Origin of the sequence: Herbiconiux dendrobii (assembly GCF_052048175.1) — a bacterium.
Lineage (GTDB): Bacteria > Actinomycetota > Actinomycetes > Actinomycetales > Microbacteriaceae > Herbiconiux.
Map to the genome: position 1 here is coordinate 137,925 of NZ_JBLZQV010000002.1, position 22,647 is coordinate 160,571.

General features: G+C 68.8%; 19 protein-coding genes. 7 read left to right on the forward strand and 12 right to left on the reverse strand.

Translation table 11 applies throughout. The features are described from left to right. Positions 1-44: 44 nt before the first annotated feature. From ACN4JJ_RS05660 to ACN4JJ_RS05685, 6 genes are all read left to right on the forward strand, one after another. Complete coding sequence (locus ACN4JJ_RS05660; protein WP_440708939.1) at positions 45-1,553, forward strand: sugar ABC transporter ATP-binding protein; 1,509 nt, start codon at positions 45-47, stop codon at positions 1,551-1,553. Between the two features lie 5 nt (positions 1,554-1,558). Then, positions 1,559-2,602, forward strand: coding sequence for an ABC transporter permease (locus ACN4JJ_RS05665; protein ID WP_440708940.1), 1,044 nt, complete (start codon positions 1,559-1,561; stop codon positions 2,600-2,602). Positions 2,603-2,664: 62 nt separating this feature from the next. Then, on the forward strand, positions 2,665-3,225 hold the full coding sequence (locus ACN4JJ_RS05670; RefSeq protein WP_440708941.1) for an SIS domain-containing protein: 561 nt from the start codon (positions 2,665-2,667) through the stop codon (positions 3,223-3,225). A 199-nt stretch (positions 3,226-3,424) separates the two neighbouring features. Further along, the gene (locus ACN4JJ_RS05675; RefSeq protein ID WP_440708942.1) at positions 3,425-3,763 is read left to right on the forward strand and encodes a DUF7882 family protein; all 339 of its coding nucleotides are present in this window, start codon (positions 3,425-3,427) and stop codon (positions 3,761-3,763) included. A gap of 47 nt (positions 3,764-3,810) precedes the next feature. Continuing rightward, a complete protein-coding gene (locus ACN4JJ_RS05680) occupies positions 3,811-4,836 on the forward strand; it encodes a DUF4432 family protein (protein WP_440708943.1) in 1,026 nt (341 codons plus the stop codon). Beyond that, positions 4,833-5,564: an SDR family oxidoreductase gene (locus ACN4JJ_RS05685; protein WP_440708944.1), complete on the forward strand. Its 732-nt coding sequence runs from the start codon at positions 4,833-4,835 to the stop codon at positions 5,562-5,564. The genes ACN4JJ_RS05680 and ACN4JJ_RS05685 overlap by 4 nt, the downstream gene beginning before the upstream one ends. 68 nt (positions 5,565-5,632) lie before the next feature. Here ACN4JJ_RS05685 and ACN4JJ_RS05690 read toward each other — a convergent pair whose 3' ends face one another. The 5 genes from ACN4JJ_RS05690 to ACN4JJ_RS05710 form a co-directional block, all read right to left on the reverse strand. Next, positions 5,633-6,916 (reverse strand): DUF445 domain-containing protein, encoded by a 1,284-nt coding sequence (locus tag ACN4JJ_RS05690; protein ID WP_440708945.1) that lies wholly within the window; start codon positions 6,914-6,916, stop codon positions 5,633-5,635. Positions 6,917-7,038: 122 nt separating this feature from the next. Then, positions 7,039-8,379: an MFS transporter gene (locus ACN4JJ_RS05695; protein WP_440708946.1), complete on the reverse strand. Its 1,341-nt coding sequence runs from the start codon at positions 8,377-8,379 to the stop codon at positions 7,039-7,041. A gap of 57 nt (positions 8,380-8,436) precedes the next feature. Continuing rightward, positions 8,437-10,071, reverse strand: a complete 1,635-nt coding sequence (locus ACN4JJ_RS05700) for a hydantoinase B/oxoprolinase family protein (RefSeq protein WP_440708947.1) — start codon at positions 10,069-10,071, stop codon at positions 8,437-8,439. Continuing rightward, a complete protein-coding gene (locus tag ACN4JJ_RS05705) occupies positions 10,068-12,080 on the reverse strand; it encodes a hydantoinase/oxoprolinase family protein (RefSeq protein WP_440708948.1) in 2,013 nt (670 codons plus the stop codon). Before ACN4JJ_RS05705 ends, ACN4JJ_RS05700 begins: the two co-directional genes overlap by 4 nt. 27 nt (positions 12,081-12,107) lie before the next feature. Then, positions 12,108-12,686 carry a helix-turn-helix domain-containing protein gene (locus ACN4JJ_RS05710; RefSeq protein WP_440708949.1) on the reverse strand — a complete coding sequence of 193 codons (579 nt, stop codon included), beginning with the start codon at positions 12,684-12,686 and terminating at the stop codon, positions 12,108-12,110. Positions 12,687-12,793: 107 nt separating this feature from the next. Here ACN4JJ_RS05710 and ACN4JJ_RS05715 point away from each other — a divergent pair, with 107 nt between their 5' ends. Continuing rightward, entirely contained in the window at positions 12,794-14,152 is a 1,359-nt protein-coding gene (locus ACN4JJ_RS05715) for an NAD(P)/FAD-dependent oxidoreductase (protein ID WP_440708950.1), read from the forward strand. A gap of 246 nt (positions 14,153-14,398) precedes the next feature. Here ACN4JJ_RS05715 and ACN4JJ_RS05720 read toward each other — a convergent pair whose 3' ends face one another. The 7 genes from ACN4JJ_RS05720 to ACN4JJ_RS05750 are packed head-to-tail and all read right to left on the reverse strand — an operon-like array spanning position 14,399 to position 22,642. Further along, a complete protein-coding gene (locus ACN4JJ_RS05720; RefSeq protein WP_440708951.1) occupies positions 14,399-15,415 on the reverse strand; it encodes a sugar ABC transporter substrate-binding protein in 1,017 nt (338 codons plus the stop codon). A 16-nt stretch (positions 15,416-15,431) separates the two neighbouring features. Continuing rightward, complete coding sequence (locus ACN4JJ_RS05725; RefSeq protein ID WP_440708952.1) at positions 15,432-16,424, reverse strand: ABC transporter permease; 993 nt, start codon at positions 16,422-16,424, stop codon at positions 15,432-15,434. Beyond that, positions 16,421-17,401: an ABC transporter permease gene (locus tag ACN4JJ_RS05730; RefSeq protein WP_440708953.1), complete on the reverse strand. Its 981-nt coding sequence runs from the start codon at positions 17,399-17,401 to the stop codon at positions 16,421-16,423. The genes ACN4JJ_RS05725 and ACN4JJ_RS05730 overlap by 4 nt, the downstream gene beginning before the upstream one ends. Further along, on the reverse strand, positions 17,398-18,942 hold the full coding sequence (locus ACN4JJ_RS05735; RefSeq protein WP_440708954.1) for a sugar ABC transporter ATP-binding protein: 1,545 nt from the start codon (positions 18,940-18,942) through the stop codon (positions 17,398-17,400). Before ACN4JJ_RS05735 ends, ACN4JJ_RS05730 begins: the two co-directional genes overlap by 4 nt. A 10-nt stretch (positions 18,943-18,952) precedes the next feature. Further along, positions 18,953-20,038 carry a phosphotriesterase family protein gene (locus ACN4JJ_RS05740; protein WP_440708955.1) on the reverse strand — a complete coding sequence of 362 codons (1,086 nt, stop codon included), beginning with the start codon at positions 20,036-20,038 and terminating at the stop codon, positions 18,953-18,955. A gap of 13 nt (positions 20,039-20,051) precedes the next feature. Beyond that, positions 20,052-21,158, reverse strand: coding sequence for a mandelate racemase/muconate lactonizing enzyme family protein (locus tag ACN4JJ_RS05745; RefSeq protein WP_440708956.1), 1,107 nt, complete (start codon positions 21,156-21,158; stop codon positions 20,052-20,054). Next, on the reverse strand, positions 21,155-22,642 hold the full coding sequence (locus ACN4JJ_RS05750) for an aldehyde dehydrogenase (protein ID WP_440708957.1): 1,488 nt from the start codon (positions 22,640-22,642) through the stop codon (positions 21,155-21,157). The genes ACN4JJ_RS05745 and ACN4JJ_RS05750 overlap by 4 nt, the downstream gene beginning before the upstream one ends. Between the last annotated feature and the right edge of the window lie 5 nt (positions 22,643-22,647).

Here is a 22,647-nt window from a genome sequence, read left to right on the forward strand (position 1 = left end):
CCCGCGGCCCGAACCCCGAACGAGAGATCCGACACGGAGACGTCATGACCACCCCTTCACCGAGCACCGTGCCGGCCATCCGGATCGATGGCGTGAGCAAGACCTACGGAGCGACGAAAGCGCTGCAGGACGTGTCGGTCTCGATCCTCCCCGGCCAGGTGCACGGCCTGATCGGCCGCAACGGAGCAGGCAAGTCCACGCTGCTGCGCATGATCACCGGACTCGAACAGCCCGACACCGGGTCGCTGCAGTTCTTCGGCGAACCCGCCCCCGCGGCATCCGACCCCAAGGCCTGGCAGCACCAGGTCGCCTGCGTGTACCAGCGCCCCTCGGTGTTCGCGAACCTCTCGGTCGCCGAGAACCTCTTCGCCGGCCGCCTGCCCACCGACGGGGTCAAGGTCTCCTGGCGCCGCATGCAGAGCGAGGCCGAGCGCATCCTGGCGGCCTGGAACATCCAGCTGAACCCGCGCACCCTGCTCGCCGACGCCCCGATCGAGGAACGTCAGATGCTCACGATCGCCAAGGCGCTCGAGGCCGGCAGTCGCATCGTGCTGCTCGACGAGCCCACCGTGCAGCTCGAGGGTGCCGCCATCCGCCGCCTGTTCGACAAGGTGCAGGAGCTGCAGCAGTCGGGCGTCACCTTCGTGTTCGTCTCGCACTTCCTGCGCGAGGTCACCGCCATCTGCGACTCGGCCACGGTGCTGCGCGACGGCAAGCTGCTCTGGTCGCGCACCGGCGACGACATCCGCTCCGATGACCTGGTCGAGGCCCTGCTGGCCGGCCAGGAGCAGCAGCGCCACCGCGCCGACACCAAGTCGATCTCGCTCGCCGGAGTTCCCGCGCTGTCCCTGAAGGGCGTCGGCGACAAGGCCGGTGCCTTCACCGACATCTCCTTCGACGTCGCCCCCGGTGAGCTGGTCGCCATCGGCGGCAGCGGCGGATCGGGCAAGTACTCGGTCGGCGAGGTCGTCGCCGGCCTCCGCAAGGCATCCGGCGGCGAGGTGCTCGTCGACGGCGAGCCGCTGGTCACCGGCACCGTGAAGACCAGCCAGCGTGCCGGCATCGGCTTCGTGCCCGCCGACCGGCACCGCGACGGCTACGTGCCGCAGCTGAGCGTGGCCGAGAACATGACCATGGGCATCATGGATCAGATCGCGCCCGCCGGCGTGTTCTCGCCGAAGCGCCGTACCGCCATCTCGAAGGAGCTGATCCAGGATGTCGCGCTGGTGCCGCCGAACCCCTCCCTCGCGGTCTCGGGCCTCTCCGGCGGAAACCAGCAGAAGGTCGTCCTGGCCCGCGCGCTCGCCCGCAAGCCCCGCGTGCTCGTGCTGATCTCGCCCACCGCGGGCGTGGACATCGCCGCGAAGGACGCGATCTACGCCCTGATGCTCCGCGCCCTCGCCGAAGGCGTGGCCGTGCTGCTCATCTCGGACGACGTGGAGGAGTTGCTGGTCAGCTCCCGCGTTCTCATCATGCGGGAGGGGCGGATCGCCGCCGAGCTCTCGGAGCCGATCGAAGAAGACATCGTTAGAGCCATCGAAGGCCTGGAGTGAAGACCATGACAAACACCACCGCCACCGCCCCCGCGCCCGCATCCGGCAAGGCACAGCGTCCCGGAGCCCCGAAGAACAAGGCCCTCGGCGCCGTCGTGCAGAACGTGCGCGAGCTCAGTGTGCTGCCCGGCCTCGCCATCGTGATCGTCGTCGGCGCGCTGGTGAGCCCCGCGTTCCTCTCGGCCGCCAACCTCACGCTCATCCTGCGCCAGTCGGCCGAACTCGGCATCGTCGTGATCGGCCTCACCTTCATCCTGCTCACCGGCAAGCTCGACATCTCGCTCGAGTCGACCGTGGGGCTCGCGCCGATGGTGGCCGCCTGGCTCGTCATCCCCGCAGCCGTCGGCGGCCTCGGCACCGACATCGACCCGCTGCTGGCCATCCTGATCACGCTGGCGATCGGCGCCGGCATCGGGCTGTTCAACGGCTTCATGGTCGTGAAGGTGAAACTCGATCCCTTCATCGTCACGCTCGCGATGCTCATCCTGCTGCGCGGCATCACGTTGGGCATCAGCCAGGGCAAGACGCTGGCCGGCCTGCCCGAGGCCTTCCGCTACATCGGCTCGGCCCGCTGGGCCGGCATCCCCGCCGCCATCTGGGTCACCGCGATCCTCTTCATCGTGGCCGGCCTGGTGCTGCGCTACACCTCCTGGGGCCGCGCGCTCTACGCGATCGGCGGCAACGCCGACGCCGCCAAGGCCGCCGGCATCCGGGTCGACTTCGTGCTGATCACCGCCTTCGTGGCCGCCAGCACGCTCGCCGCCTTCGCCGGCCTGATGCTCGCCGGCCGCCTCGCCTCGGTCACCAGCGGCATGGGCGAGAACATGATCTTCAGCGCCCTGGCCGCGGCCGTGATCGGCGGGGTGCAGCTCACCGGTGGACAGGGTCGGATCATCGGCGCGCTGATGGGCGTTCTGCTGCTCGGGACGCTCACCAACGTGCTCACCCTGGCCGGTGTGCCGACCTTCTGGATCAACGCCGTCTACGGCGCCGTCATCCTGATCGCCCTGCTGGTGGGCCGTTTCGGCGCTAAGCCGGGCCTGCGCTGACCGGCACCGCCGCCGCAGACGGTACGTGGCCCAGACTGTTGGAAGTAGAGAAAGGACCGGACATGTCGGAATTCCGCGAGATCAGTGCGACCGTCGTCGAGGAGCTGGGCGAGGTGTTCCGCCGGGTTCCCCTCGACTCCATCGAGGCGGCGCTCGACGCCCTGGAGAAGCACCAGCGCATCTTCGTGCTCGGCATCGGCCGCGAGGGTCTGGGCTCCAAGGCCTTCGCCATGCGCCTGACCCACTTCGGCAAGACCGTGCACTGGGGCTGGGACGACACCACGCCCGCCGTCACGGCCGACGACCTGTTCATCATGCCCACCGGCCCGGCGAACATCCCGCACCTGCACTACATCGCCGAGCAGGTGAAGAAGACCGGCGCCACCCTGCTGGTGGCCACGGCGATCCCGGATGGCCCGACCGCGCAGCTGGCCGACATCGTGCTCACCATCCCGGCCCACACCTACGGCGCCGAGGGCGACGTCGTGCCCACCATCCAGGCCATGGGCAGCCTGTTCGAGCAGTCGCTCTGGATCTTCTGGGACGTGCTCTACCTGATGCTCGTCCGCCGCACGGGTGCCCGCTTCGAGGATCTGGTCGCGCGCCACCGCAACTTCGAATAGCGCGACGGCATCCGCCATTCCGCATCGGTAAGCTGCAGGGCCACGTCGATCGGGTCGAACGGTCATTCGCATAGCACGCCCGGATTCCCGCGTCCAGCCGCGAAATCGTGACCGATGTGTGCGTTAGAGTGATTTAGCTAGACTGTCTAGCCAATGGATGCGCGAGCATCCGGGTCTCCTACGGATCGAGGGTGTTGCAGTGGGGAAGTTCATCTACGGCGCGGGCGGTCTCGAGATCGAGCTGGACGACCGCACCCTCGCCCACGTCAAGGTCGCGATGTTCTCGAAGCTGCGCCGCAACGAGTCGTTCTCGTTCTCCTGGCAGGTCGATCTGGAGGGCGGCAGCGGCCGGCACTCCATCTGGATCAGCCCGGCCTCGCTCGTGCACTTCCACTTCTTCGGCAGCCGCCCGCCGGCATTGAACCGCGCCTGGATCCGCCAGATGGTCGTCGCCGCCAACGACGGCGACCTGCGCCTCACCTCGGAGCCCGCCGAGACCGACGCCCCACAGGTCGACCCCTCCCGAGGCCGCTGGTAGCCCGCCGCCTCGCGCCGGGCGACGGCGCCCTCTGCGAGACTGACAGCATGAGCAGCAGTCGGCGGGAGATCGAGGCGCGCATCGGCGCGGTGGAACGGGCCTGGGGGCCGCGCAGCGTGCGGGCGCAGAACGGGCCGGAGGGCGGGCGGCGGCAGATCGACCTGCGCGGGCTCGGCGCACTGGTGGTGACCGTCGAACCCGACCAGTTCCTCGACCTCGGGCTCGCCCTGTGGAACGGCGACGCCGTCTCGGTCACGACCCCCTCCACCTCCCCGCGCGCCGAGAGCTGGGGACGCCGGTGGCTCGGTGGGCTGCTGACCACCTGCGGGCTCACCGCGGTGGGCCGGGCCTCCGTCGAGGAGGGCGGGATGCACGGGCGCGCGCACCTCGTCGCCGCCACGGTCACCCGGGCCGAGGGGCGCTGGAACGGCGACGTCTACGAGCTCGAGGTCGCGGGATCGATGCGCGAGGGGGCGATCTTCGAGCAGAACCTCACAGTCGATCGCACCATCACCGCCGAGCACGGCGTGAGCCGCATCACCGTCTCCGACGTGGTGCGCAACGAGGGGTTCGCGGCGGTTCCGGTGAAGCTGCTGTACCACATCAACCTCGGCTGGCCGCTGCTGGAGGCCGGTGCGCACGTGCAGGCCGACGCGAGCCCGGCCGCATCCGGAACCGACGCCGGCACAGCGGCATCCGGAACCGACGCCGGCAGCACCGCCGATGCCCGCTGGAGCCGCGAGCTGGGCGCACCCCAGCCCGGGAAGCCCGAGAACGTCGACGCTCTGGTGGCGATCGCCGGGGACGACGGATGGAGCGTGGCCGAGCTGCACGCCGCCACCACCGTCGTCTCGGTGCGCTACCGCACCGAGGAACTCCCCTACCTCACCATCTGGCGCAGCGAGGCGGCGGGCTCCTACGCCCTCGGCATCGAGCCGGGCACCTGCTGGCCGAGCCACGCCGAGGGCCCGGACGAGGGCAAAACGGGCCGGATGCTCGACCCGGGCGAGTCGTTCACCACCCGCCTCGAGATCACCTTCACCACCCGCGACGACGAGAGGAGTCAGTCGTGACCGAGGATCTGAACGGGCGGGTCGTCGTCGTCACCGGCGGGGGTGGCGGGATCGGGAGCGAGATCGTGGCGCAGCTCGTGCGCTCGGGCGCCGAGGTGATCGCGGCCGGCCGCACCGAGGAGGAGCTCGACGGCGTACGGAGTGCGCACGGGGTTCGCGGCCTGGTGTTCGACGTGTCCGACGAGGACGGCGTGGAGGCGGCGCTCGCGGGTCTGGATCTGTACGGACTGGTCAACTGCGCCGGTTTCGGGGGTCTCGTGGCGCCCTTCGTCGACGCGGGAGCCGACATGTTCGATCGCGTCATGAGCGTGAACGCCCGCGGTACATTCCTCGCCACCAAGTACGCCGCCCGCTCGATGATCCGCGTCGGCCGGGGCGGGTCGATCGTCAACATCTCCAGCCAGGCGGGCCTCGTGGCGCTGCAGGGGCACGCGTCCTACGCCGCGTCGAAGGCGGCCGTCGACGGGATGACCCGGGTGGCGGCCCTCGAGCTCGGACCGCACGGCATCCGCGTGAACAGCGTGAACCCGACCGTGGTGATGACTCCGATGTCGGCGTCCTACTGGGGGCAGCCGGAGATCGAGCAGCCCTTCCTCGCCGCGATGCCGCTCGGGCGGTGGGCCACCGAGGCCGACATCGCGGCGCCGGTGGTGTTCCTGCTGGGTGATGGTGCCCGCATGATCACCGGGGTGTCGCTCCCGGTGGACGGCGGCTACACCGCGCGCTGATCCGACGCCCGGTGGCGCCCGTCGGCCCCACCTCAGGACGCGCCGCGGGACGCCCTCGGGACGCCCTCTCAGGCGAGCAGCGCGTGCACGCCCGTGGCGATCGCGTAGATGCCCACGCCGGCGATCGCGCCCACGACCGTGCCGTTGATGCGGATGAACTGCAGATCGCGGCCCACTTGCAGCTCGATCTTCTGCGTGGTCTCGCGGGCGTCCCAGCGCTGCACGGTGTCGCTGATCACCGAGGCGAGGTCGTGACGGTACTTCTGCACCGCGTAGCCCGCCGCGTCGGCGATCCAGGCGTCGATCTTCGCCGAGAGCGCCGGGTCGTTCGAGAGCCGCACGCCCACGTCGACCAGAGCGGATGCCGCGGCCGTGCGCAGCTCGCTCGCCGGATCGGCCAGCGACTCGGCGAGCGTCGTCTTCACCGCCTCCCACAGCTGCCCGGCGAAGGAGCGCAGCCGGGGACTCTCCAGGAACTCGGCCTTGATCTCCTCCACCCGGTCGGCCATCGCGGGGTCGTTCTGCAGCCGGTCGGTGAGGTCGGTGAGGTAGCCGTCGATCGCCAGGCGCAGCGGATGCTCCGGGTCGTCGCGCACCGCGTGCAGCAGACCGACCGCCTCGCGATGCGCGCGCTCGTCGGCGAGGCCGCCGACGAACCCGGGAACCCAGCGGGGCATCCGGGTGGACACGACCTGGCCGAGCGCATCCGGATGCTCGATCAGCCAGGACTCCGCCGCGTCGACCAGGGCGTCGACGATCGCGCGCTGCTGGTCGGCGGCCACGAGCTCCGACCCCACCCGGCCGAGCGTGGGCGCCCACTCCCGGTCGAACAGGTACTCCCGGGCGAGGCGTTCGATGAGGCTCTCGACGTCGCTGTCGCTGAAGAAGCGCAGCACGCCCTGCGCCACCACGGCGCCCTCGGCACTCGCCCGCTCGGCATTCGCCGGATCGGCGAGCCACTCCCCCAACCGGTCGGCCACGCTGAAGGTGGCCAGCTTGCTGCGCACCACCTCGTCGGAGAGGAAGTTCTGCTCGACGAACTCGCCGAGGCTCACCCCGATCTCGTCCTTGCGGTTCGGGATGATCGCGGTGTGCGGGATGCGCAGGCCGAGCGGATGCCGGAACAGCGCGGTCACGGCGAACCAGTCCGCGAGCGCCCCCACCATCGCCCCTTCGGCCGCCGCCCGCACGTAACCCAGCCACGGGTACCGGTCCTGGAGCGCGAAGGCGACCGCGAACACGATCGCCGAGAGCACCAGCAGGGAGGTCGCGAGCAGCTTCATGCGCCGGAGCGCAGCCCGGCGCTCGAGGTCGGCATCCGTCAGCAGGGTGTCGCGCGTGGTGGTGCTCATCATGTTCCTCCCGGGACGACGCACTCACCACCGTAGGTCACCCCGGCCCGCGCCGCTGCACGACGGCGGCGGCGCTGGCGGCGCTGCCGGGATCACGGACAGGTCCTTGCCGGCGACGGCGGCTACACCGCGCGCTGAGCCGACGAGGAGGGTGCCGATCCGGCTGCATCCGCATCGTGGCTGTTCCGCCTGGGAAGCGACACACACGCCCACAGCATGATCGCGGAGACGACCACCGCCATGATGGCGACACCCCAGATGTTGCCGCTCCAGCTCAGCATCAGGGTGGCCAGCACCGGGGCGACTCCACCGCCCAGAGCGCTCGAGACGTTGTACGAGAGCGAGAGTCCGGTGTACCGGAAGTGCGTCTTGAACATCAAGGCGATCTCCGCGGCGATCACTCCATAGGGCAGTCCCAGTGCCGTCATGCTCACGGCGGTCGCCAGGTAGAGCGCCCAGGGCTGCCCGGTGCTGATGAGCATGAAGCTCGGCACCGCCGTCACGATGAGTGCGACGGCCCCGATCACCGCGATGCGCCGGCCGCCGTATTTCACGGACAACCAGGCACCGAGCATGAGGGCTCCACCCTCGCAGACCGCGGCGATGAGGTTGGCCGGGAGGGAGATCGCCTGCGGCATACCTAGGGTGTTCTTCGCATACGCCTGGACGAAGGTCACGAACAGGTAATAGGTGACGAAGATGCCGCTCGCCACACCGACTCCGATGATCAGCTGACGCCAGCTGGTCTGGAGCACCTCGAGCAGCGGGATCTTGTCGGATCGCTTCTTCTTCAGCTGCTCCTTGAACTCCTCGGACTCCGAGATCCGGCTCCGGATGAACAGGCCCACGGGGATGAGAACCGCGGAGACCAGGAACGGGAGCCGCCATCCCCACGACTCGAGCCACTCCGGTGAGCCGTAGGAGACCCCCAGGAACGCGAGGGTCGACAACACGAGAGCCAGAGGCGAACCGAGTTGGGCGAACGATCCGAAGAGCGCCTTCCGCGACGGTGCGGCATGCTCGACACCGATCAGGACGGCGCCTCCCCACTCTCCGCCCACGGCGATGCCCTGGATGAGGCGCAGGACCACCAGCAGGATGGGCGCCAGGACACCCACGGTCTCGAAGGTGGGAAGCAGCCCGATCACGACGGTGGCGATTCCCATGATGAGAAGGGTCATGACGAGCGTCTTCTTGCGCCCGATACGGTCGCCGATGTGACCGAAGATGATCCCTCCGAGCGGCCGGGCGACGAGACCGACGCCGAAGGTCGCGAACGACAGGAGCGTGCCGGTGAGCGGGTCGAACGTGGGGAAGAAGATGGTGTTGAACACCAGGGCCGAAGCCGTGCCGAAGATGAAGAAGTCGTACCACTCGATGGTGGTACCGATGATCTGGGCGGACGCGATGCGAACCGGTGAGTTGGCGCGTTTGGCGACGGTCTGTGTTGGCGTAGCAGTCATGGGTACTCGCTCATTCCTGTTGGGTCGCGATCTCTCGCAGAGAGGGTGTGGAGCCGGTCAGCCGAGGAAGCCGTCGGCGGTGTCGAGGACGCGGGCGTCGGCGGAGCGGTCCGCGGGAGGCCCGTACCCGCCGCCACCGCCGGTCTGGATCTCGATCCGGTCGCCGGTGTGCAGGATCCGGCTGAACGCGCAGTCGAGGACCTCGCGCTCCCCGCCTGCTCGCACCACCACGAACGACCCGGTCCCGCCGGAGTCTCCGCCGTCCCAGCCGGCCGCGCCCGTGCGGTGCCGGTCGGCATAGCCCGCGATCTTCACGCCGTCGTGCAGCGCCTCGTAGACCCGGCGGATGCCCAGGCCTCCGCGCTGCCGGCCGTCTCCCCCCGTCGCCTCGTTGAGGGAGTACTCGGTGATGACGAAGTGACTGTAGTCGGTCTCGAGGGACTCGATCGGCGCGTTGGCGCAGTTGGAGATCGGGTTGTCGAGCGCGTCGGCGCCGTCGTGGTCCGAACAGGCACCCCACCCCCCGCCGAGGATCTCCATGACGACCTGGTACCGGCCCGAGTCGACGGAGAGGTGACTGATGGCGAACGCCGTCGTGGTGTCGAACCCGGTCGCGACGGCGTTGTCGGGTCGTGCCGTGCTGAGCGCCCGCACCACCACGTTGAAGGCCCGGCTCGCCGGCGTCAGCCGCGCACGCACGGCGGCGGGCGCGTTGGGGTTGAGGATCGAGCCGAGCGGCGCGGAAACCGTGATGGGACGGTTGCAGCCCTCGTTGAACGGGATCGACCTGTCCTCCAGCATGCACCGCACGGCACTCTGCACCGCCGAGATGGTGGAGGCGAACGGGCAGTTCACGTTGCCCGCCACCTGGGCCGCCGACCCGGTGAAGTCGACGTCGATCGAGGAGCCGGTGACGGTGACGGTGGCCTTGATCTCGAGGTCGCCGAGGCCCCACGGCGTGCCGTCCATGGTGTCGACGGCCGAGTAGACCCCCTCGGGGATCGTGCCGATGGCGGCGCGGAAGCGTCGCTCGGCGTAGTCCTGCAGCTCCGACATCGATTCGAGGGTGCGTTCCGCGCCGTACCGCTCGACCATCTCGCCGAACCGCGTGCGCGCGGTGGCGTTCGCCGCGAACTGGGCCTCGAGGTCGCCGATCACCATGTCGGGAACCCGCACGTTGGCGGCGATGATCCGGCGCACGAAGCCGTGCTCGGCCCAGTCGCGCGACACGGAGAACGCCGAGACCGGCAACCTCAGTCCTTCCTGGTACACCTCGGTCGCATCGGCGCTGAGCCCGGCGTGGGCCCCGCCGATGTCGACGTGGTGCGCGGTCGTGGCGGCGAAGGCCACGAGCTTTCCGTCGACGTGGATCGGTGTGAAGAGATAGATGTCCTGCAGGTGCTGACCACCCGCAAAGGGGTCGTTGAGCAGCATCGCGTCGTCCGGCGTCAAGGAGTCGGCGTCGATCGTCTCGAGCGCGGTGCGGAGGGCCAGCGAGATACCGGCCGTCATGATCGGGATGCATTCGGCCTGAGCCACGACCTCACCACGGGCGTCGGTCAGGGCGACGGCGAAATCCCGGGCCTCGCGCACGATCGACGAGAACGCGGCCCGCCGCAGATCGACGGCCATCTCCCGGGTCAGCGATTCGAACGCCGACTTCATGACTCCGAGCGGCACTACTGCGGTCATCGTGCTCTCCTTTCGAGAACGAGGTTGTCCCAGGTGTCGAGGGTCGCCGTCCAGCCGGGCGGTACGAACGTCGTGGCGGAGGCGTCGGTCACGATCGCCGGCCCGGTCAGGTCGGCCGAGGAGGCCAGGGCTCCGCGTTCGACGATCACCGCGTCCAGCGGAGCCCCCGCGACCACGACGGTCGAGTTCCGGGGTTCGCCGCTCACCCTCGGTGTGCGAGGCGGGTCCAGCTCGGGGGCCGGCGAGGTGAGGCGCAGCCGCAAGGTCACCAGCTGCACCGCGCGCGACGTGCTGCTGTGCCCGAACTGGCGGGCGTGCGTCTCATGGAACCGCGCGGAGATAGCGGTGCCATCGCCCGTCTCGCCGAGATCCAAGGGGACAGGGATCTCGAACCCCTGGCCCCGGTACCGCATGTCGCCGTGCCAGGAGACCCGGAGGTCGTCGACCGGGATGCCCTGCTCCGCCACCTCGCGCACGCTGCCGGCGAGCAGGGCGTCCATCTCCTCGGCGATCTCGTCGATGGTCAACGAGGCCACGTCGTCACGGAACCAGGTGCGGGAGAAATCTCTCCGGAACGCGGCCGTGAGCAATCCGTAGGCGGAGGTGAGGCCCGAATAGGGAGGCACGATCACGCGGGAGATGCCGGTCTCTTCGGCGACGGATGCCGCGTGCAGCGCTCCGGCGCCGCCGTACGCCACGACGGTCGCTGCGTCCAGCTCGTGGCCGCGCTCGAGCGAGACCTCCCGGATCGCGCCGGCCATCGCCACGTTGGCCAGCCGGATGGCGTCGCTGGCGACGACCTCGACGGAGGTGCCCAGTTCTCGCGCCAGCGGTTCGAAAGCGGAGGTCGCCGCCTGCACGTCGAGGTCGAACCTCCCGGCCAGTTTCGTGCCGGCGGGGATGACACCCGTGATCACGTTCGCGTCGGTGATGGTCGGCAGGGTGCCGCCCTTGCCGTAGCAGGCAGGGCCGGGCTCCGCGCCCGCACTGTCGGGGCCCACGGTGAGAAGGCCGCCCGAATCGATCCGCACGATGCTCCCTCCGCCCGCCCCGACGGTGTGGATGTCGATGAGCGGTACGCGCAGCGGCAGCCCGTCGATCCAGGTCTCGGACTTCAGTTCGGGCTCGGCCTGGCGGATGAAGGCGACATCGGTGCTCGTTCCGCCCATGTCCATCGTCACGATCTCGTCCAGACCGGCACGGGTGCCGATCGTGACGGCTCCGGCGACACCGGCGGCCGGTCCCGACAGCAGCATCGTCACGGGCCGGTCGATGACCGACTCCGGCGGCACGATCCCGCCGTTGGACTGCATGACCAGCAGCGAGCGGAGACCGAGCGACGAGATCGACTCCTGCAGGCGTGCGACGTAGGTGCTGACCCGGGGACGGATGAAGGCCTCGACGGTGGTCGTGGTCGTCCGCTCGTACTCACGGAACTCCCGGGACACCTCGTGCGAGAGCGAGATCGGGACCGTGACGCCCGCCTCGCGCAGAAGCTCGGCGACCCTGATCTCGTGATCGGGGTTCGCGTACGAGTGCAGCAGGCTGACGGCGACGGATTCGACGCCCTCCTCGACGAGACGGCGCGCGACGACGCGCACCGACTCCTCGTCGAGCCGGATCAGCACAGCGCCCGACGGAGTCGTCCGCTCGCGCACCTCGAACACGTGCCGGCGCTCGACGAGCGGTCGCGGCTTCACGTAGGCGAGGTCGTACATCGTGGCGCGATCCTGGCGCTGCAGGTAGATGACGTCGCGGAATCCCGCCGTCGTCACAAGCCCCACCGGCCCGCCCTTGCGCTCCAGCAGGGCGTTGGTGGCCACGGTGCTCCCATGGAGCAGGTCGGCCCCGTCCCGGTGTTCGGGGCTCAACGCCTCCAAGGCGGAGATGACGGCCCGGGAGGGGTCGTCGGGAGTCGAGAACACTTTGTTCGTGGCCACGATGCCGCCCTGATCGTCGACGACGACGAGATCGGTGAACGTGCCGCCGCATTCGATGCCTATGCGCATGGGGTTGCTCCTGTCTCGGGTGTCATGTCAATAGCTCGGAGGCGACATCGTCCAGAGCGCGACGGCCCGTTCGCCCTTGATCTCGCGGGCCCGGTGGCCGGCCGAACTCCGGTACGCGATGCTGTCGAGCGGGCCGAGCACGAGGGACTGCGTCTCGATCGTCACCTCGACCGTCCCGGAGATCACGAGCAGCACCTCCTCCGAGTCGCCGTGGGCGTACAGCTCCTCGCCGGTCGTCCCGAACGGGTCGAACTCGCCGATGAAGGACTCCAGCTGACGGTTGGATGTCGGGGTGATGCGCACCTTCCGCGCACTGCTCCCGAAGGGGTTGAAGTGGGCGTCGGCGAAGCGGTGCACGCGGGTGACCTCCGGCTCCACGAAGAGTTCGCCGACCGTCATCTCCAGGCACTCGCAGATGCGCTGCAGGGTCGCGATGCTCGCGCTGCTCCGGTCGCGCTCGAGCTGCGAGAGGAAGCCCTCACTCACCCCTGCCTGCTGGGCGACGTCGGCGAGGGTCTTGCGAAGCGCTCGCCGACGCGAACGGATGCGCGCCCCGAGCGAATGCGGGTCCGGTGCCACGCCGGAATCGGACGGTGAACTTGACATGTCCGGAACCGTACAGGAAGCATTACCGATAGGCAACTTTACTTTTTCACTACTAAATTTTTCTTTACGAGACGGATGCCATGATTAACGGACAGCTTTCCCACTGGATGACGACGTCGGGGTCCGTGCTGCCGGAAGGGCGGCCGCTCGAGAGCGACCTGGAGGTCGACGTCGCCATCGTGGGCGGTGGGCTCAGCGGCCTGTGGACCGCCTGGGCCCTGACCCGAGCCGATCCGGGGCGGTCCGTCGCCGTCCTCGAAGCCGGCCCCCTGGGTTTCGGCGCATCCGGGCGTAACGGCGGTTGGCTGTCGGCGAAACCGGTGGGGCTGCGGAAGGTGCTCGCTCGTGAGTCGGGCGGGCGGGAGGGCGTGCTCCAGGTGGACGCCCTCCTGCGGGAATCCATGCACGACGTCGTCGGGATCCTGGGCGCCGAGGCCATCGGTGCCCGGCACGGGGGCTGGACCCAGATCGCCCGCTCCCCATCCGAAGTCCAGAGGATCGAGAGCTACCTGAGGGGAAGCCGGGCGTGGGGTGTCACCGAGGAACAGCTCGAGCTGCTCGACCGTGACCAGGCGCTGGAGCGCGTCAGAGTGGCCGGAACCCTGGCCGCCCTGCACTCCCCCGACAACTACTGCGTCGACCCCGCAGCCCTGCTCGCGCGGCTGGCCGAGATCGTGACCGAGGCGGGTGTGGTCATCCATCCGCACTCCGAGGTGACCGAGATCTCGGAAGCCGGCCTCCGGATCGGATCCGGATCGGGATCCCGCCGGGTGCGCGCCGACCGGATCGTCGTCGCCACCGAGGGCTACACCTCCCGGCAGCCCGGCAGGGGGCGTGCCATGCTGCCGCTGAACAGTTCGATGCTCGTCACCGAACCGTTGTCCGACGCGCAGTGGGCCGCGATCGGCTGGTCGCACGCCGATGGCATCTCCGGCTCGGCGCACACCTACTTCTACGGGCAACGCACCCCCGACGGCCGGATCGCGATCGGCGGGCGAGGCACCCCCTACCGGTTCGCTTCCGGGTTCGACCGCCGCGGCCGGGTCGACGCCCGCACCGTCGATGCCCTGTCCGCGGTGCTCCGCGATCTGTTCCCCGACGTCGAGCTCGAGCCCGCGCACGCCTGGTGCGGCGTGCTCGGGGTCCCGCGCGACTGGACCCCCTACATCCATCGGGAGGAGGGTTCGCGGATCATCCGTTTCGGCGGCTACGCCGGCCAGGGCCTCACCGCGGCGCACCTCGCCGGCCGCATCGTCGCAGACCTCCTGCTCGACCGTTCGACCGCGCTCACAGCGCTGCCGTGGGTGCGCCGCCCGCCACGCTCCTGGGAACCCGAACCGCTACGCTGGCTCGGCGCGAACGGCCTCTACGCCGCCTACGGGATCGCGGATCGCCTCGAAGCACGGGGGCGCTCGGGCCGCACCTCCGTCGTGGCGAAGGCGGCGGATGCCATCGCGGGACGGTGAGGCCCGGAACATCGCTCGCCGGCCCTTTCGGCCTCCCCGCCGTGCGCGGCTCGAGACGCCGTAGCCCCGTCGGTGCCACTGGGGGTACCCGATAACAGCAGAAGGCCTAACTGTCCACTGAACGCCTATCGGATACCCCCACAAACACCGATGGCTTGGTGCCGATGGATGACGCCGCGGCGACGATGTCCTGCCGAACCGAGAGCTTCGGCAGGACATCGGCCACGAACGGTGGCCGGCGTGGCGCTAGATGCCTGCGTTCGACTCGCAATCCGCGATGTTCTCGGCCGTGACCGGCGGGGTGGGGATGTAGTTGATGCTGTCGACAGCCTCGCCGCCGGCCACGGCGGTGACCAGGTCGATGAGTGCCTGCGCATCGATGAGCGGGTCCTGCAGGTTCGTGGCGAACTCCTTGCCCGCCTTCACGCTCGCATAGCCCGCCGCGTCGCAGTCCGAACCGGTGACGACCAGGTCGACGCCGGGCGCGAAGCCGGCTCGCTCCGCAGCGACGATCGCGCCTGCGACCATGCCGTCGGAGTTCCCGAACAGACCGACGATGTTGTCGTTCGCGTACTGCGAGAAGAGCTGCGCGGCCGCGGTGGTCGCTTGGGTCTGGTCCCAGTTGCCGGGCTGCGAGCCGGCGATCGTCAGCCCTGGCGCGATGTCGGCGATGGTGTCGGTGAAGCCGTCGGTGCGACCGATGGTCGAAGCCGCCCCTGGGGTCCCGGTGACGACCACGATGGAACCTTCGGCGGGGATCGCGGCAGCCTCGAGGCCGGCCACCATCCCCTGCGCCGACTGGACTCCCAGCTGGTAGTCGTCGGGCCCGATCCAGGCCGTCCACAGCGAGCTGTCGTCGGTCTCGGGCAGATACGTCGTGACGACCACCGGGATGCCCGCCTGCTTGATGCGTTCCAGGGACGGGATGATGGACGTCGTGTCGCTGGGCCAGATCACCATGAGATCGGGCGAGGTGCTGATGGCCTGCGTGACCTGCTGCGCCTGTTCCGCCGCGTCGAACTCGTTGACCGACATCGTCACGTCCGCTCCGGCGTCTTCCATGGCGGAGACGAAGCTGTCCGCTTGACGGGCGCAGTAGTCACAGGATTGGGAGACCGTCAGGAACGCGATCTTCGAACCGTCGAGACCATTCATCGACGCGGTGTTCGGCGATTCGGAGGAGGGCGAGGAACTGCACCCTCCGAGAACGAGCAGCAGGGCTGCCGCTGCGATGACGAGTGCTGACTTCCGGCGTGTGATCATGATTGCCTTCCAGGGTTCAGTGGTGGACTAACTCAGGACTGGTGCGGGACGAGGCGGTCAGGCCTCTGTCGATGAGCCGGTTGAGCGGCCTGTCGACGATGACGACGACGAAGAGGATCGCGCCGTTGACGAGCTGGATCGTGGCGGAGTCGGCACCCATCAGGCTGAGGCCGTTCGAGAGGGTGGTGAGCAAGAAGGCGCCACCGATCACCCCGACGAGGTTTCCCTTTCCGCCGGTCAGGGCGACGCCACCCAAGATCGCCGCTGTCGCTGCTTGGAGCAGGATCCCTTCGTTCGGCCCGGCTTGACCCGTCGCGAGGCTGATCCCCTGCAGCGAGCCGCCGACCGCGGTGAGGGCACCGCAGATGACGAAGATCAGGATCGTCGTCGAGAGCACGGGCAGGCCCGACGCCCGGGCACGAGCGTTGTCGCCGCCGATCGCGTAGACGTTCTTGCCGAACCACGTGTAGTGCACGAGGAGGAGGGCGACACAGACGAGCACCAATTGGATGATCGATTGCAGCGAGAAGATCGCCCCGATGCGATCCGTGAGGAGCAGGCCCGGCCGGAAGTCCACGGCCTGGACGATCTGGCCGGATGCGATCGCGAATCCGACACCGATGGCGAGCACCATCGACCCGACCGTGACCGCGAGGGAAGGAAGTCGGAAGACGGCCGTCACCACCCCGTTCACTGCGCCGAACAGAGCGCCGACGAGGATCGCGACAGCCGTTGCGGCCCCCGCTCCCAGCCCGTCGCTGAGTTTGACCGCGATCAGTGCGGCGAGGGGGAAGACGCCGACGATGGAGAGGTCGAACTCGCCGGCGAGCATCACGAGCCCCAGTGCGACTCCCATCAGAGCGAGCACCGCGAAACTCTGCAGGAGGGCGAAGAGGTTGCCGGGATTGAGAAAGCTCGCGTTGCTGCCGGCCAGCACGACGACGCTGATCAGCGACAGGAGCCAGGCGGCTATCGTGCGGAAATTCCAGTACAGGAATGTGGCGCTCATCGACGCCCTCCCATCCTCGTCGAGGCGATACCCGTCACGCAGACCGCGAGAAGGACGAGAATGCCCTTGGCCACCAGCTGGACCTCGTAGCTCAAGCCCGCCAGGGCCAGCACGTTGCCGAGGAGTCCGACGAAGAGCGCTCCGATCGCCGCGCCGATCGGGCTGCCCTTGCCGCCGTTGATGGCGACACCACCGACGATCACCGCGACGATGACGTCGAAGCCGAACGTGCCTCCTAGCAACAGGTTGCCCTGGCCGGACTGCGCGGAGAGGAGCCCTCCGGCCAATCCGGTGGCTGCGCCGCAGATGACGAAGCCGAGCAGGATGTACGGCCAGGCGCGAAGACCGGTCACCGCGGCGGCACGCTCGTTCAATCCGATCAGCGAGATCCGTCGGCCCGCCGTCGTGAACCGCTGCCAGAGGAACAGCAGCGCGGCGAAGACGACGAACGCGAGCACCTGGAACGGCAGCACGCCGAAGAGGTTCTCGTTGAAGACACCCGAGTCTCCACGGCCGGATACCGTGCGGCCACCCGTGAGCACCTGCCCCACACCGAGCAGGATCGCGGAGAAGGCGATCGTGGTGATGATCGGGTTGGCCTGCAGCCTGCCGACCACGATGCCTTGGATCGCACCGACCACGCAGCCGAAGAGAACGGTCGCGCCCAGCGCGGGCCAGGGACCCCAGGCGAGCGCCGTGGCGAACACGATGGTGCTGAGCGCAATGGTGGAGGCGATCGACAGCGAGAAGATCCGCCCGGAGAGGGTGATGAAACTCAGGCCGACGGCGGCGATCCCGGTCAGCGACACGGAGAGCAGCAGAGCCCGGATGTTGGACGCGCTGGCGAAATTCGGAACGAGGATGGCGCTCAGGATCGCTAGCACGATCGTGATCAGGCCCATGATCCCGGTCGCGGTGAGGTGGGAGAGCGGCCTCGGGCGCCCGGTTCGGGTTCGGGTGTCGACTGCGGCCGTCATGTGGGCTCTCCGCTCAGGATCTCTGTCAGCAAGTCGCTGTCCGTGACGCGATCGACCTCGTGCTCGCCGACCATCCGGCCCCGATACATCGTGACCACGCGGTCGGCGAGTTCCCGAATCTCCAGCACGTCGCTGGAATAGACGACGACCACGACGTTCTGTGCCGACAGAGCCCGGATGCTCCGGTAGATCTCCGAGCGGGCTCCGATGTCGACGCCGCGGGTGGGCTCGTTGAGCACGAGCACCTGGGGCTCGGTGGCGAGGGCTCTTCCGACGGCGACCTTCTGCTGGTTCCCGCCGCTAAAGGCCGAGACGGGCTCACGGATGCGGCGAGGGTCCAGAGCGACGGACTCAGCGGTCGAGCGAGCGAGGTCGAGCTCACGGCGACCGCTGATGACTCCGGCGGAACTGACGCGCCCGAGGGCTCCGGCACTGATGTTCGTGGCGACGCTGGCATCGAGGAAGACCCCCTCGTGCACCCGGTCCGGCGAGATGTAGGCGATCTTCTCGCGCTGCGCGGAGACACGGTCCCGCAGCCGCAAGTCGGTTCCGTCGAGGGCGACCCCTCCCGTCGAAAGTTCGGACAGTCCGGCCAGGGATCGGGCGACGTCGCCCGCTCCGGAACCGATCTGGCCGAACAGCGCGAGTACTTCGCCTCCTCGGGCTTCGAACGACACGTCGGCGAACACGCCGCGCACGGTCGCGAGGTCGACCCGCAGGGAACGCGGATCGTCGTGGGCCCGGGCGGAACCGACCTTCTCCACGGGCACGTGCTCCGACCCGAGCATCTGGTCGACGACGCTCTTCATGGTGAACTCTGCGGTCGGACCCGTTGCGACGACCCGGCCGGCGCGCATGATGGTCACCCGATCGGCGAGCTCGAAGACTTCGCCGAGACGGTGGGTGATGTACGCGATCGAGGTGCCGCCGCGGGTGAGCGATCGGATGATGCCGTGGATCTTCTGGATCTCGACGTCCGAGAGCGTGGCGGTGGGCTCGTCCAGAATCAGGACGCGGGCCTCCGCGATGAGCCCTCGGGCGATCTCGAGCAGCTGCCGTTGCGCGAGCGAGAGGGCCTCGACCGGCAGGTCGAGCGGAAGACCACCCAGTCCAGCCTTCTCGAGCACGTCCCCTGCTCGCTTACGGATCGAGCGGAACGGGATGACGATGCCTCGCCGCTTCCTCGTGGCGAGGGCGAGATTGTCGAACACCGACATCTCGGGCACGACGGAGAGCTCCTGGAACACCATGGCGACGTCTCCGTCGTCGTGGGCGGGCCCGAAGAGCCTGCCCGAGTCGGCCGCGATGATCCCCGAGACGATCTTGACGAGTGTGCTCTTGCCTGCCCCGTTCTCGCCGACGACGGCGTGCACCTCGCCGGCCCGGAACCCCGTCGACACCTCGACGAGGGCCGGTGCTCCGCCGTAGGACTTGGAGACGCTGTCCACGCCGAGAAGCAGCTCCGGTTCGGCGGTCGTGTGGGATTCGGAAGACGATCGCGCCCGGCCGGGAGGGGGTCGATCTTCGTTGATTCGATCCATGGGGGAGCTCCTATTCGGCGGCGTCCGAGCCGACGAGCGCCCGGGCCGGATTGACGACGGTGATTCGGTCGTGCCAGTCCAGGTCCAGCCCGACGGACTCGAACATGTCCCGGTACTTGGTCAGGACGTGCGCGTACCCCCAGCCGCCGTATTGCGTCAGCGGGTACTTCATTCCGATGTCCTGGGCGATCAGGATCCGGTCCCCGTATCCGTCGGCGACCAGCCGGGCGATCGCGACGATGCGCTCGCGGTCCGACGGCAGCCACCAGGAGTTGGTGCCGTCCGAGAAGTAACCGGAGTCTCCGCACAGGTCGTACTCGATGTATGCCCCACGATCGGCGAGCGACTCGTGGTACTCCACCGCCTGCGACAGGTCGATGTCCGGATGCACGAGCGACGGGTCGAGATGACTCAGGATCACCCGGTCGAGGTCGGCGCCCTCCTCCGCGAGGATGTCGAGGATCTCGTGCCCTCGCCGCGCCGGTGGGTGCACGTGGACGGACACCGCCAGACCCGTCTGCCGCTGCACCCGGCCGGCGGCTCGCAACGTCTTCTCCTCGTTCGGATGGATCGTCGCCGACGTGCCGATCTCGCCGATGATGCCTGGGCGGATGCCCGACTCGTCGAAGCCCTCGCGGATCTCCTTGAGCAGGCGGGCCTCGATCGACTCCACGGTCTGCTCGTCCATGTCCGGCGAGTGGGCGATGGTGATGTAGTGGCCGCAGCCCGCGACGATGTGCACGCCCGTCGCTTCGGAGACCTTCCTGAGCAGCTCGTGCTGAGGGCCCAGGTCGGCGTTCGTCAGTTCGACGATCGTTCCGCCGCCGGCCTCTTTGAACCGGCGCACCTCGCGCTGCATCGTGAGGTAGTCGTCCAGCGCGCAGTTGTCGTAGCTGCCGTAGGGGTTGAACTTGTTCTCGTTCAAGGTCGCCATCGTGACCGGCTGGTTGAGCAGAGGGCCCGTCTCGAAGCGGGCCAGTTCGTCCACGTAACAGCTGACGTCGATGAAGATGTGTTCGTGGGGCGAGATGCGTCCGAGTTCGGCGACCGGCACAGGCCCCCTGACCGTCATCACCGTCGCGTTCCGTTCCGTCATGGTTGCTCTCCTTTCAGATCGTGGTGCGGAAGACCGGCTGTCCGAGAAGCGCCTCATCCACCTGAACGCCGAGGCCCGGGCCGGTGGGAGACTGGCCGAGCCCTTGCGCGTTCTTGCGAGGCGGCTGGGCGATGTCCGGTGTCGTCCACTCGGAGAAGAAGCTGGTCGTGAGGAGCGCATTGGCCGGCGTGCTGGCTGCCAGATGGCTGAGCATCGCGGTGACCAGGGCTCCACCCCACGTCTCGTCGATCGTGACCATCATTCCGAGGGCGGCCGCGGTGTCGCGCAACTTGATGGCGGCCGAGGGGCCGCCCACCCGGCCCGGCTTGATGTTGACGCCACCCGCATGCGCTTCGGTCTTCGCCCGCACGAGGTCGTCGATGGTGTTCACGCACTCGTCGACGATCAACGGCAGCGTGGTGCGCCGTCTCACCTCGCCGCAGTCCGCCAGGCTGAGGCAGGGCTGCTCCAGGTAGAGGCGGAAGTCGCGCAGCTCGTGGGCGGCCTGGATCGCCTGCTGCACGTTCCAGCCTCCGTTGGCATCCGCGATGACGGTGCAGGTGTCGTCGGTGACGTCCATCACCGCAGCTACCCGGGCCGCATCCTCGTACGGGTCGTTTCCGACCTTGAGCTGGAAGTCGATCGTGCCCTTCGCCCTCTCCGCACTCACGTAGTCCCGCATGTTCTCCGGGGTGTCGAGGGCCACCGGCACGAACACCCGGAACTCCTCGCGCACCCGTCCGCCGAGCAGGGACGTCATCGACAGCCCGGTCGTCTTGCCGAACAGATCCCAGCAGGCGACGTCGATCGCACTCTTGGCAGCCATCCCACCGACCAGCGTGCGGCTCATCGCGGCGTGGACGATGGCGGGCTCGGTGGCATCGAGTCCGATGACGGCCGGGGCCAGCAGTTTGACGGCCTCCCGTTCGCCCTCGAAGAAGGCCGGGAGGTAGGTCCCGCCGTGCGGGCAGGTCTCGCCCCATCCGGTCGTCCCGTCTTCCGCGGTGAGCCGCACGACCAGCGACGGCTCGTGCGTCTGGGAGCGCCCGTGGGACATCACGTACGCCCCGTGTGCGTACTGCAGCTGGTATTCGAACACATCGACAGCGGTGATTTTCACGCTTTCAACTCCATCCAGATCGCCTTCAGTTCTGTGTACTGGTCCAAGGCTTCGGTTCCCTTGTCCCGTCCGCCGAATCCCGATTGGCGGAAGCCCCCGAAGGGCGTCGAGATGTCGCCCTCGCTGAACCCGTTCACGGAGACGGTTCCGGCCCGAACGGCACGCGAGATACGGAACGCCGCGTCGAGGCTGCCGGTGTAGACGCTGGCGTGGAGGCCGTACACGGTGTCGTTGGCCATCTCGATCGCCTCCGCTTCGGTGCGGTACGTGAGCACCGACACGACCGGGCCGAAGATCTCGTCCCGCGCGACATCCATGTCGGCGCGCACATGGGTGAGGATGGTCGGCTCCACGAACCAGCCGCCGCTCTCCGCCAGGATCCGCCCGCCACCGTGCGCGACGGTCGCGCCGTCTCGCCGGGCACCGTCGATGTGTCCGAGGATCCGGGTCAGGGCGGCTTCTTCGATCATCGGGCCGATACGGGTCGCCGCGTCACGCGGGTCACCGACCACCCACTCGCCGGTGGCCTGGATGAGGGCGTCGACCAGGTCGTCCCGCATCGATTCGTGCACGAGGATGCGTGAGCCGCAGGTGCAGTTCTGACCACCGTTCCAGAAGGCGGCCGTCGCCAGATGGGAGGCGACCGAGGCGAGATCCTCGACGTCGGGCAGCACGATCTGCGGACTCTTGCCACCCATCTCCAGAACGATCTTCTTGAGGTTGGACGCGGCCGAATAGCCCAGGAAGGCCCTTCCGACCTCGGAAGATCCGGTGAAGGTGACCATGTCCACCTCCGGGTGGAGCCCGAGAGCGCGGCCGGCGATCTCGCCCCGGCCCGGAACCACGTTGAAGGTTCCCGCCGGGAGCCCCGCTTCCAGAGCCAGCTGGGCGATCCGGATGGTGCTGAGCGGCGCGAGCTCCGGCGGTTTGACCACCACGGAGTTGCCGGCCGCGAGCGCGGGCCCGATCTTCCACGCGAGCATACTCGCCGGGAAGTTCCACGGCAGCACTGCACCGACGACCCCGACCGGTTCCCGCACGGTCAGGCCGAGCTCACCCGGCCCGGTGGGCGAGACCTTGCCGAACTCCTTGTCGGCCAGTTCGGCGTACCACCGGAGGGTGTGGACGACGTCGGGGAGATCCGTCTCCGTCGTGTCGACGATCGGCTTTCCGGCATCGACGGTGTCAAGCAGGGCGATCTCGGGCGCGTTCGCCTCGACGAGATCGGCGAAGGCCAGCAAGGTGGCTTTCCGCTCTCTCGGACTGCGGCGGCTCCAGACACCGGAATCGAACGACGTGCGAGCGTTCTGCACGGCGCGGTCGACATCGCTCGCGTCGAGCTCCGCCACCTCGGCGAGCACACGGCCGGTGGCGGGGTTCAGGGTCTCGGAGACGTTCTGATCGCGACCCGGGATCAGCTCGCCGTCGATGACGGCGAGAGCGGGGGTGGCGAGGTGAGCGTCGGATGATGCAGGTGTGAGCACGTTGA

Bases quoted from the DNA above. Each gene is read 5' to 3' on its own strand.
- ACN4JJ_RS05660 (WP_440708939.1), top strand. From the start codon at position 45: ATGACCACCCCTTCACCGAGCACCGTGCCGGCCATCCGGATCGATGGC.
- ACN4JJ_RS05665 (WP_440708940.1), top strand. From the start codon at position 1,559: ATGACAAACACCACCGCCACCGCCCCCGCGCCCGCATCCGGCAAGGCA.
- ACN4JJ_RS05670 (WP_440708941.1), top strand. From the start codon at position 2,665: ATGTCGGAATTCCGCGAGATCAGTGCGACCGTCGTCGAGGAGCTGGGC.
- ACN4JJ_RS05680 (WP_440708943.1), top strand. From the start codon at position 3,811: ATGAGCAGCAGTCGGCGGGAGATCGAGGCGCGCATCGGCGCGGTGGAA.
- ACN4JJ_RS05690 (WP_440708945.1), bottom strand. From the start codon at position 6,916: ATGAGCACCACCACGCGCGACACCCTGCTGACGGATGCCGACCTCGAG.
- ACN4JJ_RS05695 (WP_440708946.1), bottom strand. From the start codon at position 8,379: ATGACTGCTACGCCAACACAGACCGTCGCCAAACGCGCCAACTCACCG.
- ACN4JJ_RS05700 (WP_440708947.1), bottom strand. From the start codon at position 10,071: ATGACCGCAGTAGTGCCGCTCGGAGTCATGAAGTCGGCGTTCGAATCG.
- ACN4JJ_RS05705 (WP_440708948.1), bottom strand. From the start codon at position 12,080: ATGCGCATAGGCATCGAATGCGGCGGCACGTTCACCGATCTCGTCGTC.
- ACN4JJ_RS05710 (WP_440708949.1), bottom strand. From the start codon at position 12,686: ATGTCAAGTTCACCGTCCGATTCCGGCGTGGCACCGGACCCGCATTCG.
- ACN4JJ_RS05715 (WP_440708950.1), top strand. From the start codon at position 12,794: ATGACGACGTCGGGGTCCGTGCTGCCGGAAGGGCGGCCGCTCGAGAGC.
- ACN4JJ_RS05720 (WP_440708951.1), bottom strand. From the start codon at position 15,415: ATGATCACACGCCGGAAGTCAGCACTCGTCATCGCAGCGGCAGCCCTG.
- ACN4JJ_RS05725 (WP_440708952.1), bottom strand. From the start codon at position 16,424: ATGAGCGCCACATTCCTGTACTGGAATTTCCGCACGATAGCCGCCTGG.
- ACN4JJ_RS05730 (WP_440708953.1), bottom strand. From the start codon at position 17,401: ATGACGGCCGCAGTCGACACCCGAACCCGAACCGGGCGCCCGAGGCCG.
- ACN4JJ_RS05735 (WP_440708954.1), bottom strand. From the start codon at position 18,942: ATGGATCGAATCAACGAAGATCGACCCCCTCCCGGCCGGGCGCGATCG.
- ACN4JJ_RS05740 (WP_440708955.1), bottom strand. From the start codon at position 20,038: ATGACGGAACGGAACGCGACGGTGATGACGGTCAGGGGGCCTGTGCCG.